This window comes from uncultured Escherichia sp., assembly GCF_948475835.1.
Lineage (GTDB): Bacteria > Pseudomonadota > Gammaproteobacteria > Enterobacterales > Enterobacteriaceae > ECMA0423.
This window is the reverse complement of the sequence record NZ_CAOLGM010000010.1, coordinates 45,819-59,998: the sequence shown is the minus strand read 5'-3', so window position 1 is coordinate 59,998 and position 14,180 is coordinate 45,819. Positions and strand designations below refer to the sequence as shown.

The following is a 14,180-nucleotide window of genomic DNA, read 5'->3' as shown; positions in this document are numbered from 1 at the left end:
AACTTACACACTCTAAATTACTACTGTATAGTTATCAATGCAAAGACTGCTATATTGCATATATATGCAAACCTCATAATTCAGGTAATATATATATTCAAAACAATTATATATAAAAAACAATGTAAAAAATATTTAAATCATCCATCAGAAATATATTCTACCCATCCAGGCTTGAGCATTTATCACGCTTTCAGTTCATAATCTATACATTAACATCATGGTCAATATTAATAACTTTGAATGATATCAACCTGGCTTTGAGTTTTATTCTGGTTATTAATAATACCTATGTAAATATCAATATTGGAGCAAAAAGAATAAGAGATACTGGATGTAAGGCAATCTACTTTGTATTGATTTCATTGGGTTTGACACTTTTTTCTATTATCTCTGCAGCAATTGAAGGGGTGAGATGTGAGTCATTAAGCGTCCAACTCAACGTGGCATGGATATTATTCACAACAATTATATTATCTGCGATTCCCTCGGCTAAAATGTCGCTGTCAGCACACTAACTTACTCACAGCGACATCGTATAGTTACAGCCAGTTCTTACGCTTAAAGTACAGATACGGTGTCAGGCCCGCAAGGATCATAAAGATAATCGCGCCAGGGTAGCCAAAGCTCCACTTCAGTTCTGGCATAAACTCAAAGTTCATGCCATAGCTGGAGGCAATCCGCGTAGGAAAAAGTTTCCTAATCGGTAAATTCAACATTTTGTTATTAACAATGAGCAAGACCAATCATTAACGAGGTTCTCTTCAGAGATGTAATGAAAAAATGTGAAATGTACTTCTTTTTTAAATATTTTTTTACCCTAGCATTTGTTCTCGAATTGACATTGAGCTTAAATATAACCAAGGCAAATGCAAATGAATAACATATTACTTCCGCCAATTAATATTCCCTGTACACTTTTCGAAACTATTAGTTTATTCGATGATTTTTCTGCTGATGATATGCAATATGGTGATATGGTAGAACAAGACTTTCTCTCACTCGGCCTAAGCGATATCTCAGCAAAAGTTGATCCTTACAGACTTATTAAATACCATTTCCCTGGCCCAGGTTCTATTAATGTTGCTTTTAGTGCCTCAAGTTCCGGAACAAAAATATCACAACGTGAATGCACTGATATTTTATTTGCAGAAATGAAAGAACTAGCAAAAATGTTTTCCTTTTTTGGACAAAATAAAACACTTATCGAAGATCTGATTGAACATTTTAGATATGGAAATGGCAGCAATTTTCATAGCCAACAATTAAATTTATCTTTTCATGAAAAAATAAATAAATATGGTTATAATAGTCCAATACGAATAATCAAAGAATGTATCGAAAATGGCATTAATTCAACTCCCTCGACAGGATACCAACCTCTTATCCTGCAAAGCATTAAAACCAAATTACTTTCATCAAGACTAAATAAATTTAATGACTTCGAGGACAGTTTTAATGGCTTAGGAATCAGTGTTCATGATATTTCAGCTCAAAAAATATCTCTTTTAAGTTTTCAAAACTACGCTATAGGATGGAGTGCAACAATTCATTTTGTAGCACAGGACCACTTCGGTCTTGATGTAACTGATATCAAAAACAAGACTTACAGCAAATATAGATTTTTTCGCATATGGTTCTTTTTACAACGGCATAAAGACTTTGCTTTCAAACCTTTTTTCACCAATTTTAACACTATCGAAAGAATCGAAAATTATCTATGAAAAGCAAACTCCAGAAAATTATATTATGTTTATTTCTTCTATGCTGCATCTATAATTTATGGACATTGCGTCCTGTACAGATTTTGTATACATACTCTGATGCTGGCAATTCAGTCTTTCTGGTCGTTGATCATCTGCCATGGACTGACAGCGATAAAATAAATTGGTATCTGAAGCATCAGAATGAAATTAAAAATCAACATCCCCTACCAGAAGGTAGTTGGCATACCTGGTATGTCATTGATATCGGTAATGGCTTCACTGACTATAAAAAATATATCGAAGGGCCGTATGAAGATCTCTACTGTTTCCCGATAATTAAGAGCAATGATAATTGCATCGTGAAAAATTACTTAATGGTTATTAATGAATACCCTTATCGTAACACTCATATTGGTATTAACGATTTTACTGAGTATCAATTAACACAAGAAAATAAAATAGAGCGAGTTTTCAATCCGCATGACTTTAAATAAGACAATTTTTAGAAATAAGCCGGATAAAAAAATAGCTTTATCCGGCACTCATATTACAGCCAGTTCTTGCGCTTAAAGTACAGATACGGTGCCAGGCCCGCGAGGATCATAAAGATAATCGCGCCTGGGTAGCCGAAACTCCACTTCAGTTCTGGCATAAACTCAAAGTTCATCCCATAGCTGGAAGCAACGAGCGTCGGCGGCAGGAATACCACGGATACCACCGAGAAGATTTTGATGATGCGGTTCTGCTCGATGTTGATAAAGCCCATCGCCGCCTGCATCAGGAAGTTCACCTTCTGGAACAGGGATTCGTTATGCGGCAGCAGGGATTCGATATCTCGCAGGATTTCACGCGCCTGCTCCAGTTGCCCACCCGGTAAACGCGCCTTGCGTACCAGGAAGTTGAGCGCACGCTGGGTATCCATCAGACACAGGCGAACTTTCCAGCCGATATCTTCCAGTTCCGCCAGCGTGGAGAGCGCCTCATCGTACTCATCGCCCTGATGCCCTTCCATAATTACCCGGCTCAACTGCTCCAGATCGCTGTAGATATTTTCAATTTCATCTGCCAGCTGTTCGATTTTGGTTTCGAACAGATCCAACAGCAGCTCGTAGGCGTTACCGTCCACCATTGACTGGCTACGGGCGCGCATACGATACAGACGGAATGCAGGCAGTTCACGCTCACGCAGAGTAAACAGACGACCATCACGGATGGTAAATGCCACAGTGGAGTTACCGGCGTGATCTTCCGCATCTTCAAAGAAGAAGAAGGAGTGAATATGCAGGCCGTCATCGTCTTCAAAGAAACGTGCCGATGCTTCGATGTCTTCCAGTTCCGGGCGGGTTGCCAGGCTCTGGCCAAGTTCAGATTGTACGCGCAGTCGCTCGTCGTCGTCCGGTTCGACAAGATCAATCCATACTGCATTTACAAGGGGTTGTGACTCTTCGACTTCCAGCCGGGTCAGTCGGTTATTTTCCAGTTGAAATGCGCTCAGCATGACCGGGACTCCCAATGCTTAAAATATCGGACAGTTCGGTGGGCACACAGAAACAAATTGGGTTTCAGACCATTAAACAGCCTGACTCAGCGCGACGGGAAAAATTGAGGTCGCTGACAACCGCTAAGGCTATCAGCAAAAAGGGATAGCCTTAGGAGTTGATCCTGGATGACAGGATAGTGAGCCAGTATCTACTGGGTGTGTCCAAGGCGAATGTCCTCTTAGAGTGATCGTGCGCGCATGTTACGCCAGCAAAATTTTGCCGTCAACACGCAACAGAACACCACAGAACAATAGTTGAACTTCGCGCTTTTTGGTACTCGTCAAGGTCGCTAACAGGATAAAAAAATCCAACATCCAGGACCTATAATGGCGCATCGGCTACTCATTGGTAAAGGAATGATCACCTTGAATCTCAAACGGATTTTTCTCGCCCTCACCTTACTTCCCTTGTTTGCTGTTGCCGCTGATGATTGCGCACTCTCAGATCCGACGCTGACCGTACAGGCGTATACCGTTAATCCTCAAACAGAGCGGGTGAAAATGTACTGGCAAAAAGCCAATGGCGAAGCGTGGGGAACTTTACATGCTCTGCTGGCGGATATGAATAGTCAGGGTCAGGTGCAGATGGCGATGAACGGCGGCATCTATGATGAAAGCTATGCGCCGCTCGGTTTGTACATCGAAAACGGTCAGCAGAAGGTGGCGTTAAATCTCGCTTCAGGTGAAGGGAATTTCTTTATCCGTCCTGGCGGCGTGTTTTATGTCGCGGGAGATAAAGTCGGCATCGTTCGTCTGGATGCCTTCAAAACCAGTAAAGAGATTCAGTTTGCGGTGCAGTCAGGGCCAATGTTGATGGAAAACAGTGTAATTAATCCGCGTATTCATCCCAACGTCGCCTCACGTAAAATTCGTAACGGTGTTGGGATTAATAAACATGGGAATGCCGTGTTTTTGTTGAGCCAGCAGGCGACAAATTTTTATGATTTTGCCTGTTATGCCAAAGCGAAACTGAACGTTGAGCAGCTGCTTTATCTTGATGGCACGATTTCACATATGTATATGAAAGGCGGGGCAATCCCGTGGCAACGCTATCCTTTTGTCACCATGATTTCCGTAGAGCGGAAAGGTTAAAACGATAGTTTTGTGTCAGATACTGAAGATGGCGCAGATGCCGGATGCGGCGTAAACGCCCTATCCGGCCTACATGACGTTGCAATTTATTGAATATGAATGATTTTTTAGGCCAAATAAGGTGCGCAGCACCGCATCCGGCAACGTTACACCGACTCCAGCCGGGCGTATGCCGCCACCAGCCATTTAATACCCTGGCCCTGGAATGCCACCTGCAAACGGCTATGCTCGCCGCTGCCTTCCATATTGACGATGGTGCCTTCACCAAACTTAGCGTGGCGTACACGCTGACCGAGCTTGTAGCCGCTGTCGTTCTCGACCATCGGCGTCCCCATCCGTTGATGGCTGACCGGACGACTTACCGTAGCGCGCAGGCGCACCTCTTCCACACACTCTTCCGGCAGCTCGCCGATAAAGCGCGACGGGCGATGGTAAACCTCTTTACCATACAGACGGCGGGTTTCCGCGTAGGTCAGCGTCAGTTTCTGCATCGCGCGGGTTACACCAACGTAGGCCAGACGGCGTTCTTCTTCCAGACGCCCGCCTTCATCCAGCGACATCTGGCTTGGGAACATACCCTCTTCCATACCGACAATAAACACCTGCGGGAACTCCAGGCCTTTCGCCGAGTGCAGCGTCATCAACTGCACTGCATCCTGCCAGGTATCCGCCTGCCCCTCGCCCGCTTCCAGCGCCGCATGGGAGAGGAATGCCTGCAGCGGCATTAAATCTTCATCTTCTTCGTTGTAGCTGAACTGGCGCGTTGCCGTCACCAGTTCCTCTAAGTTTTCGATACGCGTCTGGCCTTTTTCGCCCTTCTCCTGCTCGTACATGGTGCGCAGGCCGGAGTCTTTAATTACCCGGTCAGTCTGTACATGCAGCGGCATATCGGCAGTTTCTTGCGCTAAGGCATCGATTAATTCCATAAATCGCTGCAAGGCGCTGGCAGCTCGCCCGGCGAGGGCTTTTTCCTGCAACAGTTCACGACATGCCTGCCAGAGTGTTAACTGGCGATCGCGCGATGTCTGACGTACCACGTCCAGCGTCCGGTCACCAATACCCCGCGTTGGCGTATTCACCACGCGCTCAAACGCCGCGTCGTCGTTACGGTTGGCAATCAGACGCAGATACGAGAGCGCGTCTTTGATTTCCTGGCGTTCGAAGAAGCGCATCCCGCCGTAAATACGGTACGGCATACTGGCCTGCAACAGTGCTTCTTCCAGTACACGCGACTGGGCGTTACTGCGGTAGAGAATGGCGCACTCGGCAAGCGCCCCGCCGTTGTCCTGCCAGGTTTTGATGCGGTTAACCACAAAACGCGCTTCATCGAGTTCGTTAAAAGCGCAATAGAGGGAAATAGGCTCACCGTCCGCGCCATCGGTCCACAGTTTTTTACCCAGACGCCCGTTATTGTTTTCAATCAGGGCGTTAGCGGCGCTCAGAATATTGCTGGTAGAGCGGTAGTTTTGCTCCAGACGAATAGTTTCGGCACCGGGGAAATCATTAAGGAAACGCTGAATATTCTCCACCTGCGCCCCGCGCCAGCCGTAGATTGACTGGTCGTCATCACCGACGATCATCACTTTGCCGGTGTCGCCCGCCAGCAGGCGGATCCACGCGTACTGAATGTTGTTGGTATCCTGGAATTCGTCCACCAGGATATTGGTAAAACGTTCGCGGTAGTGTTGTAGGATATGCGGCTTGTTAAGCCACAGTTCGTGAGCGCGCAGCAGCAGCTCGGCGAAGTCCACCAGGCCCGCGCGGTCACACGCTTCCTGATACGCCTGATACACCTTCTGCCAGGTCTGCTCCACCGGATTACCGTAGCTTTGAATATGATGCGGACGCAGGCCTTCATCTTTCTGGCTGTTGATGTACCACATTGCCTGGCGCGGCGGCCACTGCTTCTCGTCGAGGTTCATGGCTTTGATCAGACGCTTAAGCAGGCGCAGCTGGTCCTCGCTATCGAGGATCTGGAAATCCTGCGGCAGATTGGCGTCCATATGGTGCGCACGCAGCAGGCGGTGCGCCAGCCCGTGGAAGGTGCCGACCCACATGCCGCCCTGGCTGGTGCCCATCAGTTGCCCGATACGATGACGCATCTCCGCCGCCGCTTTGTTGGTAAACGTCACCGCCATAATCGAGTATGGCGAGCAGTTTTCCACGCTCATCAGCCAGGCGATACGATGCACCAGTACGCGCGTCTTACCACTGCCCGCGCCCGCCAGCACCAGAAGGTTGCTGCGTGGCGCGGCCACCGCTTCGCGCTGTTTGTCATTAAGGCTGTCGAGCAGGTAAGAAACGTCCATTGGCACCGCCGCGTAAAAATAGGTTGGGCGGAGAAGCGCAACGCCCTCCGCCAAAAAGCTGGGTATATATACAGATTTGCTGATTATATCAGCGAGGTCAGAGATGCCAACCGGGAAATTTCCAGATGCGGCAGTAAACGGCTGTCCCAGGTTTGCATCAGATCGCCATTTTCCGGTCTGATCCAACAAGCCTGCATTCCGCTGCGAATTGCCCCACCCACGTCAGTGGTGAGATCGTCCCCAACATGTAAGATCTCGCCGATCGGCACGTTGAGTTTTTCCGCAGCCAAAAAGTACATATCGCTGAACGGTTTTGAGCGCCCGTGCGGGCCAGCGCGCAGCACAAACTCAAAATAATCCCCCAAACCAAACAGTTCCGGCTGGGCGTTACCGTTGGTGATCGCCACCAGCGGCCATTTCTTCGCCAGCTGTTTTAAGGTGTCGTGAGTTTGCTGCGGGACGTCGATTCGGCTGCGCCATTTGGCAAAGTTAATCATTGCTGCGTGTGCGCCTGCACTGGCTTCTTCGGCACTCAGCCCGGCGTCGAGCATCGCTTGTTCAATCGAACGAAAACGCCAACGCGTCACGTCGTGATAAATCTCGGGTTCCGCTTCCCGTACCGCCTGGCGCAGGCGTTGCAGATCTTCATTCTGGAAGCTGCGCAGCGCCGGATGATAATTTTGCACAAAGGTAAGCGCCTCTCGCTCGGTGCGCAAAATCACCGGACGGTTATCGTAAAGGGTATCATCCAGGTCAAAGGTGAGCGCCGAGATGCGCCCCAAAGGCCGGTAAAAACGCATTATTTCCCCCGTTTGGCGCGTGGATGCGCCGCATCGTACACCGAGGCAAGGTGTTGAAAATCAAGATGAGTATAGATTTGCGTGGTGGAGAGGTTGGCATGACCCAGCAGCTCCTGCACACCACGAAGATCGCCGCTCGACTCCAGCATATGCGTAGCGAACGAGTGACGTAATTTATGTGGGTGAACGTGATTATTCAGCCCTTGTTTTATGCCCCATTCGGCAAAGCGTTTCTGCACATTACGCGCGGAGATACGCTTGCCCAGTTTCGACAGAAAAAGCGCGTCGTCTTCGCTACCAAACAGGTCGCGCAAATCAAGCCAGTGCTCAATCCACGCCACAGCGTTGCGACCAATCGGCAGGCGGCGCTCTTTGCTGCCTTTCCCCATTACCCACACTTCACCAGACTCCAGGTCGAGGTGTTTGATATCCAGCCCCACCAGCTCGGAAAGACGCAGACCCGCGCCGTACATCACTTCCAGCATTGCACGGTCGCGTACAGCGAGGGGATCGTTGATATCAATATCCAGCAGCCGATTCATATCGTCGACGTCGATGTTTTTCGGCAGATGACGCGGCGCTTTCGGTGCCGAAACTCCTTTCGCCGGGTTAGCTTTGAGTTCGTTCTGGCTGACCAGCCAGTCAAAAAAGCTACGTAGCGCAGAAAGCCGTAACGCGAGGCTTGCTGCTCCCAGCCCTTTACGGCGACTGCGTACAGCAAAATTGCGCACCATCGTCACATCACATTGCTGCCAGCTTTGCAGGCCGTTTTCGCTGGCAAAATTGATGATCGCCTCAAGCTGACGCTGGTAGTTAAGCAGGGTTATCGGGCTAAGCTGGCGCTCCACGCTCAGATAACGTAGGTAGCGTTCTACATCGGTGTGTAAATCGGTCATACGCGTTCAATCCAACGCTCCAGAAGCTCCGGCAACATCAGCGCAATTTCATGAAGTAACTGCGTTCCTTGCCCTTGTTGATAGTGACTGGCATCGCGACTGGTAAACAGCACGACACCCAAATCAGCATCGCTTCCCAGCATCGACATCGCCACCGATCCCACCGCTTTCGCTTCCGGTAGCACCACCAGCAGCTCTGGTCCGTTAAGCGGCCCAAGATAGTGCTGTTCCTGCCCCAAACGCTGAATACGCAGCGGTTCGAAAGACTGACGGCTTAATGCCAGATGAGTGTGGTTCGACGGCGCACCTAAGCGCCAGCGATCCGGAAACAGGCGCAGACTCGCACCTGCCAGGCCGAGATCGCGCGCCCAGCGGTGAAAGCGCATCAGCATATCGTCGAGACTGCTGGCGGCGGTGAGACTGCGCTGCAGGTAGAGTAGGCGATAAAACAGGCCTTCGTTGGCGATAGCCTGTTCCATCAACAGCGCCATGTTCTCTTCCAGAACATGAATATGATTACGTGCGCGGGCCATGTGCCACTCGACCAACGAAACGGTGCCGCGTACCGGATGCGGCACACGTATCGCTTCTACTGCGCGCGCATTACGGATAAAAAACTCAGGATTTTTAATCAGATAATCGACAACCGCCCGGTCATCAAGCTCCGTGAGTGTTTCCTGCAGTTCTTCCCCTGGTTGCTTCATAGATGAATAAATCCGTCGTAGACATGTACCGCCGGGCCAGTCATATATAACGGGTGACCCGGACCTTTCCAGGCGATATCAAGACGACCGCCGGGGAGTTCCACGCGTACTTCTTCGGCCAGCAAACCTTGCTGAATCCCTACTGCAACCGCCGCACACGCGCCGCTGCCGCAGGCCTGGGTTTCTCCTGCCCCACGCTCATAAACGCGTAAACGAATATGCTCGCGCTTAACCACTTGCATAAAACCGATATTGGCTCGCTCCGGAAAACGCTCGTGGCTTTCCAGAACAGGACCAAGCGTTTCTACCGCCGCGGTATCGACATCATCGACCTGAATCACGCAATGCGGATTTCCCATCGACACCACGCCGCATAAGATTGTCTGCTCGGCGGCGCGCATAATATAGGTCTTTTCCGCTTTGTTAGCGCGAAACGGCACGGCGGAAGGTTCGAAGTTGGGTTCGCCCATATTTACGCGGACCAGATCATCATCGGTGACGGTCAGAACCATCCGCCCGTTGGCGGTGCTGACGCGGATATCGCGCTTATTGGTCAGCCCTTTCAGACGCACAAAACGGGCAAAGCAGCGCGCACCATTGCCGCACTGCGCCACTTCACTGCCATCAGCATTGAAAATGCGATAGTGAAAATCCAGTTCAGGATCATACGGCGGCTCAACCACCAGCAGTTGGTCAAACCCTACTCCCAGGTGCCGATCAGCCAGGCGACGAATCAGCTCCGGTGAAAAAAAGACATTCTGCGTTACCGCGTCGACGACCATAAAATCGTTGCCAAGGCCATGCATTTTCGAGAACTGCATCATTTACTCCAATCACGCGGGTACAGAAACTGACTTTTAGTAATTCACCTGGGATGGACCATCGCCAGTGGCGCGATCGTTTTTATCCGGCACCGTGGATTGCGTTTGCGTCTCTACCGGTTTGGTCGGCGGCGGTGCGTTTTTATCTGCAGGCGGGAAATAGAGCGGACCTTTCAGACCGCAGCCCGTCAGGCTGAAGAGAGTAATTAATACAGTGAGTGCCTTAAACACGTTTTTCATTATGGATTGCCTGTAAAGTTCATCGCTTTCTGCTTTCTATCATCGCAGGAGAAGGCGTAAAAGCAAGCGTTTAGCGACTCTTTATGAAGTCTGAAAAGTGAGGAAATGCTGCGAGTATAACGCTTACACGTGGGGATTTATGTTTTGCTGGTAGTTTCGTGATCGGCACCTCGCGCCAGGATGGCTTTATGCACTATCGCAATGTGGTTTGTTTGTTGTCTTGTTCATTGTTCTTATCGTCGGCATGGGGCTTTTAATAGAGTGGCGCACCATGCAATTTCGTTGTCTGACCTTAGTCGCCAGTGACATACAACTTTGCCAACCTGGTGATAAGAGGGAATAAAATCTGATGGGGCTATTTACCCAACTGGAAAAATTTGACCAAAAGCTTACGCGCGGTTATGCCCGCTGGGGGCGCTGGGTATGGCGGACGTTAATTGTCGTTCCGGTACTGGTCGTGTTGTGGAATATAGGACAGGCAGTATGGGGAGGACCAAGAGGTGGAGTGATTCTGGAAATCCACAGTGAAATTGACCGTCCGATACTGGGATTCAGTGTTAACGGCGTGGCGGGCGCGAATGCTTTTGCAAATGGTGGCGGTTCAATCACCTGTTGTGGTGATGTCAGTGGGGATACGGCAGAGGTTATCTGGACATTAAGTACTACTCGTACACAGTATAATGCTGGAATGCGTCTGGAGAAACGGAATATGACGTTACCTCTCCCCAAAAGAGAATGGGGAGAAGATTTTCTGCATGTGCATTTTATGCCTGGCGATAAAGTGCTGCTGGGGTGGAGTAAAGATTCTTTTTCTCCGTATGAAGATCTTCACAACGGGGGGTACAAGACCCGCGTTCGGCAGGATGTGAAAGATAAACTTTATGGTACAGGGAAAATGAATTGATAGATTTCTATAAAAATCACGTTCGGCAGAAAGCGTAATAATGTGGGGAATGTTAGATACCGGTGGTGGGACCTAAGTACAACACGCGAAAGACAATAAAGTAGGTAACGGTGGGCAGAGTCGCATGTTGACACCCTTCCCGGCGTCAATCCGGCACATTTTAACGTGATCAGTCACACCATGGCGCAGTAGCTCGTATTTATATCATGAATGAAAACCTCAAGTTTACCCCAGCAACTATCAGAAAATAGCGATGGCCTTTATAGATTCTGAAAAGTGACGATTTGCCGCAAAAGTTACGCTTACGTGCGAGGAATTATGTTCTGCTGGTAGTTTCGTGATCGGCACCTCGCGCCAGGATGGCTTTATGCACTATCGCAATGTGGTTTGTTTGTTGTCTTGTTCATTGTTTTTATCGTCGGCATGGGGATGTCGGCTTGATCCGCCTGAACATAATATTTACCAGAAACAGGGAAAAGGCGTGGTATACCTGCGCCCTTATAAAGAAACAAATCTTTCTCTTCCTGACGTGAATTACAAAAGTTTGCGCCGTTTACCCAATTTATTAATAGACCCGACAACACTAGACAAATGGGATAAAGTACCTCCTCTGACTGATCTGACAACCGACTACCTCTATGAAGGCGCACAGGCCTGGTATCCTCATTACTCCTGGCATAGCGATGGTCGCTATATCCTCTACGCGGGTGAAGTTGTGCAAAACCCGCCAGACAAACCTCCCGTCGATGTCGCCTCGTTCAAGGCGTGGGGTGATTTTGCCGCAGATAAACACAGTCTCTATTTCGAAGGCAAGCGCACAGATAACAATGGCGGGGGAAATCGCTTAGATATCAAAACACTGCATCAGGTGGAATTCCGGCCTCCCTGGGATCCTGACTTACTGGGGCTGATATTACGTGACGCTAATTTCTTGTATATCAATGGGCATCGCCTCGCAGATCCCGATAGTTTCCGTGTGCTGGCACAAAAGTCATGGGATCAGCGAGGAAAGTTTTCTACCGCGTTTAATCCCTGTGTGGCTATGCCATTTGGCCCCTGGGATACCCTGGCTCGTACACGGACCAAAATCCTGATCAACGGCGAACAGCTTGATGCCGACCCGGACACCTTTTCCGTCGTGCGCTGGATGCCCGGCTCACTCTTGACCTGGCGTGATAAAAACGGGCTGCAGCGTAAAGTCCTCGACAAGGAAAATCTGGCGTGGGATGAAGATTTAACAAAGCACTGTCTGGATTTTTCTCTGCTGGAAAAGAAAGTGTTCTGGCGTAAAGGACCTGCTTGTAAACAGGAAGAATTACCCGGACTCGATCCGGAGCAGTTTCAACCCATCAGTGATGCTGTCGCCCAGTATCAGGACTCGCTTTATACCATCATCGAAACAGAGTCTGGTGACCGCAAGCTGGAAATCGTGAAACTTGATGATCCCAATCTTATTATCAACAAACGTTTCAACGCCGGGAAACGCCACGGCTATTTACTTACGCGTGCCGAAGGGTGGCCATACCATTCCGGTTTACATGTGTTTGAATCTGACGGACCGCTGATCTTACTGGATAACCGTTCTCCGGATGAACGCGAAGCCCATCTTAATGACCATCCCTTTTTGCGCAGATGGTATGCCCGCGATAACCGCTACATTTACAGCTTTGATGGCGCGCAGCTCTGGCGATACCGCACCGCTGATCCGAAACAAGTTCGCTTAATCTGGAAGGAACAACATTCGGGATATGGCTATGGCGTAAATTACAAAACGGGATATCTGGACGGAAAAATTACTGATGACGGCGAATTTATTCCTGCCCCGCGCAATGAGGCGACAAAATGAAGGGTCAAATAATCACAGTTGCACTCATCCTGTTGGGACACACATTTCTGACGCCTGCTGTACAGGCCATAGGGTTCGACTATTACAATGATCACGGTGTTATGTCTTACGGTAAAGGTTATTGGGGGGATAAGAAAATCATTGCCCAGTTTCCGGAGATGAGCAGGGCCGATTTGCGCCTTGTGAAAAATATCTCTGGGAAAACGGGTTATATACCTTCCGATGAAATAAGCATAAAAAATGAGGAATACCACTGGGTGACAGACGGCCGCGTTATTCTCTGGCGTGGCAAAATCGTTAGCAATCCACCGGGAACCCCCACTGTCGATATTGCCAGCTTTCAGGCTATGGGCCGCTTCGCGGTCGATAAATATAGCCTCTATTTTGACGGACAGCGCACCGAAAGTAATAGCGGCGCGTCACGTGTTGATCTGGCGACACTAAAAGCTATCGAAGGTAACTCTACCACGCTGGTGGATAGTAAAAATCTCTATTTGTCCGGTCGACGTCAGGGGAGCAGCAGTAATGTTACTGTATTAGAAAAAAGATGGTGGGGTATTAATCCACGTCTTATGAGTGTAAACAGAAATTTGTATTCCAATGATCTGCTTATCCGCAGTGGGCAGAATATTTATTTAAATGGCGTTCACCTTACGGCGAATGCAGACTCATTTGAGATAATTCGCTGGATACCTCATTCACTGCTGGTTTTTCGCGACAATAAGGGTATGTATCGTTATCCCTTTGGTCAATTATCAGGCAAAGCGATACCCGTAGATGATGACGTCTCTTTTGAAGTAGGGGAAAGTCGCGTTCGCTGGCGTAAACAGCTCACGTCCGACCGTCAGTGGAGCAAGTGGATAGACCTACCAGGTATTGAACCTGAACAATTTCATCTGATTACTGGCAATATTGCGCAATATAAAGATCGGCTGTATGTAACAAAATTATCGATATTTGGTGAAGACCAGCTTGAGATAATCCCGCTGGATACGCCAGACCTGGTCATTGATCGCTCATTTAATGGCGGCAAACAACATGCTTACTTTATCCGCCAATTACGGTCAAAGAGCTTGCAAATTATTCCAGTTAACGGTCCGCTAACTAAAAACGATCGCTTCGCTTATGACGATCGCAATGTTTATACATGGACCGATACAGAGGTAAGGATTACGCCCTCCCCCTGCCCGGCGAAAACTCGTGTCAGAGAGGAGAACGTACGTGAAGTTCAAAACAGAGACATCATTATTCCGGTGACGGATGAATCATGCCGGAACGCAGCAGCAGAGGTGCAAACTTTGAAGCCCTGACCCCATGCCGCT

The 14,180-nt window shown here is 48.9% G+C and carries 14 protein-coding genes and 1 pseudogene; 6 read left to right on the top strand and 9 right to left on the bottom strand.

Translation table 11 applies throughout. The features are described 5' to 3' along the window. Positions 1-542 precede the first annotated feature (542 nt). A pseudogene (locus QZF50_RS03925) lies at positions 543-695 on the bottom strand (CorA family divalent cation transporter); the annotation flags it as partial. 180 nt (positions 696-875) lie between these two features. Between QZF50_RS03925 and QZF50_RS03920 the strand changes: the two are divergent. Then, the gene (locus QZF50_RS03920; RefSeq protein WP_001059699.1) at positions 876-1,724 is read left to right on the top strand and encodes a YPO3983 family protein; all 849 of its coding nucleotides are present in this window, start codon (positions 876-878) and stop codon (positions 1,722-1,724) included. Beyond that, entirely contained in the window at positions 1,721-2,200 is a 480-nt protein-coding gene (locus QZF50_RS03915) for a DUF943 family protein (protein ID WP_001472587.1), read from the top strand. Before QZF50_RS03920 ends, QZF50_RS03915 begins: the two co-directional genes overlap by 4 nt. A gap of 53 nt (positions 2,201-2,253) precedes the next feature. Here QZF50_RS03915 and corA read toward each other — a convergent pair whose 3' ends face one another. Both corA and ysgD read right to left on the bottom strand, forming a co-directional pair. After that, positions 2,254-3,204 (bottom strand): magnesium/cobalt transporter CorA, encoded by a 951-nt coding sequence (gene corA / locus QZF50_RS03910; protein ID WP_000947159.1) that lies wholly within the window; start codon positions 3,202-3,204, stop codon positions 2,254-2,256. Positions 3,205-3,355: 151 nt separating this feature from the next. Then, entirely contained in the window at positions 3,356-3,412 is a 57-nt protein-coding gene (gene ysgD, locus QZF50_RS03905) for a protein YsgD (protein ID WP_211180520.1), read from the bottom strand. A gap of 161 nt (positions 3,413-3,573) precedes the next feature. On the opposite strand from ysgD, the gene QZF50_RS03900 reads away from it, so the two are divergent. After that, on the top strand, positions 3,574-4,338 hold the full coding sequence (locus tag QZF50_RS03900) for a phosphodiester glycosidase family protein (RefSeq protein ID WP_000951164.1): 765 nt from the start codon (positions 3,574-3,576) through the stop codon (positions 4,336-4,338). 146 nt (positions 4,339-4,484) lie between these two features. Here the strand turns inward: QZF50_RS03900 and uvrD are convergent, their stop codons facing one another. From uvrD to QZF50_RS03870, 6 genes are all read right to left on the bottom strand, one after another. Further along, the gene (uvrD, locus tag QZF50_RS03895) at positions 4,485-6,647 is read right to left on the bottom strand and encodes a DNA helicase II (protein WP_000383406.1); all 2,163 of its coding nucleotides are present in this window, start codon (positions 6,645-6,647) and stop codon (positions 4,485-4,487) included. Positions 6,648-6,730: 83 nt separating this feature from the next. Continuing rightward, positions 6,731-7,447 (bottom strand): 5-amino-6-(5-phospho-D-ribitylamino)uracil phosphatase YigB, encoded by a 717-nt coding sequence (gene yigB, locus QZF50_RS03890; protein ID WP_001213584.1) that lies wholly within the window; start codon positions 7,445-7,447, stop codon positions 6,731-6,733. Beyond that, positions 7,447-8,343: a tyrosine recombinase XerC gene (gene xerC / locus QZF50_RS03885; protein WP_000130691.1), complete on the bottom strand. Its 897-nt coding sequence runs from the start codon at positions 8,341-8,343 to the stop codon at positions 7,447-7,449. The genes yigB and xerC overlap by 1 nt, the downstream gene beginning before the upstream one ends. After that, a complete protein-coding gene (locus tag QZF50_RS03880) occupies positions 8,340-9,047 on the bottom strand; it encodes a DUF484 family protein (RefSeq protein ID WP_000812796.1) in 708 nt (235 codons plus the stop codon). The genes xerC and QZF50_RS03880 overlap by 4 nt, the downstream gene beginning before the upstream one ends. Continuing rightward, positions 9,044-9,868, bottom strand: a complete 825-nt coding sequence (gene dapF, locus QZF50_RS03875) for a diaminopimelate epimerase (RefSeq protein WP_001160654.1) — start codon at positions 9,866-9,868, stop codon at positions 9,044-9,046. Before dapF ends, QZF50_RS03880 begins: the two co-directional genes overlap by 4 nt. A gap of 36 nt (positions 9,869-9,904) precedes the next feature. Continuing rightward, a complete protein-coding gene (locus tag QZF50_RS03870) occupies positions 9,905-10,108 on the bottom strand; it encodes a lipoprotein (protein WP_000799884.1) in 204 nt (67 codons plus the stop codon). 349 nt (positions 10,109-10,457) lie between these two features. On the opposite strand from QZF50_RS03870, the gene QZF50_RS03865 reads away from it, so the two are divergent. The 3 genes from QZF50_RS03865 (at position 10,458) to QZF50_RS03855 (ending at position 14,168) form a co-directional block, all read left to right on the top strand. Then, on the top strand, positions 10,458-11,012 hold the full coding sequence (locus tag QZF50_RS03865; protein ID WP_000522552.1) for a DUF3304 domain-containing protein: 555 nt from the start codon (positions 10,458-10,460) through the stop codon (positions 11,010-11,012). Positions 11,013-11,349: 337 nt separating this feature from the next. Continuing rightward, positions 11,350-12,858 carry a hypothetical protein gene (locus QZF50_RS03860; RefSeq protein ID WP_000580517.1) on the top strand — a complete coding sequence of 503 codons (1,509 nt, stop codon included), beginning with the start codon at positions 11,350-11,352 and terminating at the stop codon, positions 12,856-12,858. Beyond that, on the top strand, positions 12,855-14,168 hold the full coding sequence (locus QZF50_RS03855; protein ID WP_000678270.1) for a hypothetical protein: 1,314 nt from the start codon (positions 12,855-12,857) through the stop codon (positions 14,166-14,168). The genes QZF50_RS03860 and QZF50_RS03855 overlap by 4 nt, the downstream gene beginning before the upstream one ends. Positions 14,169-14,180 lie beyond the last annotated feature (12 nt).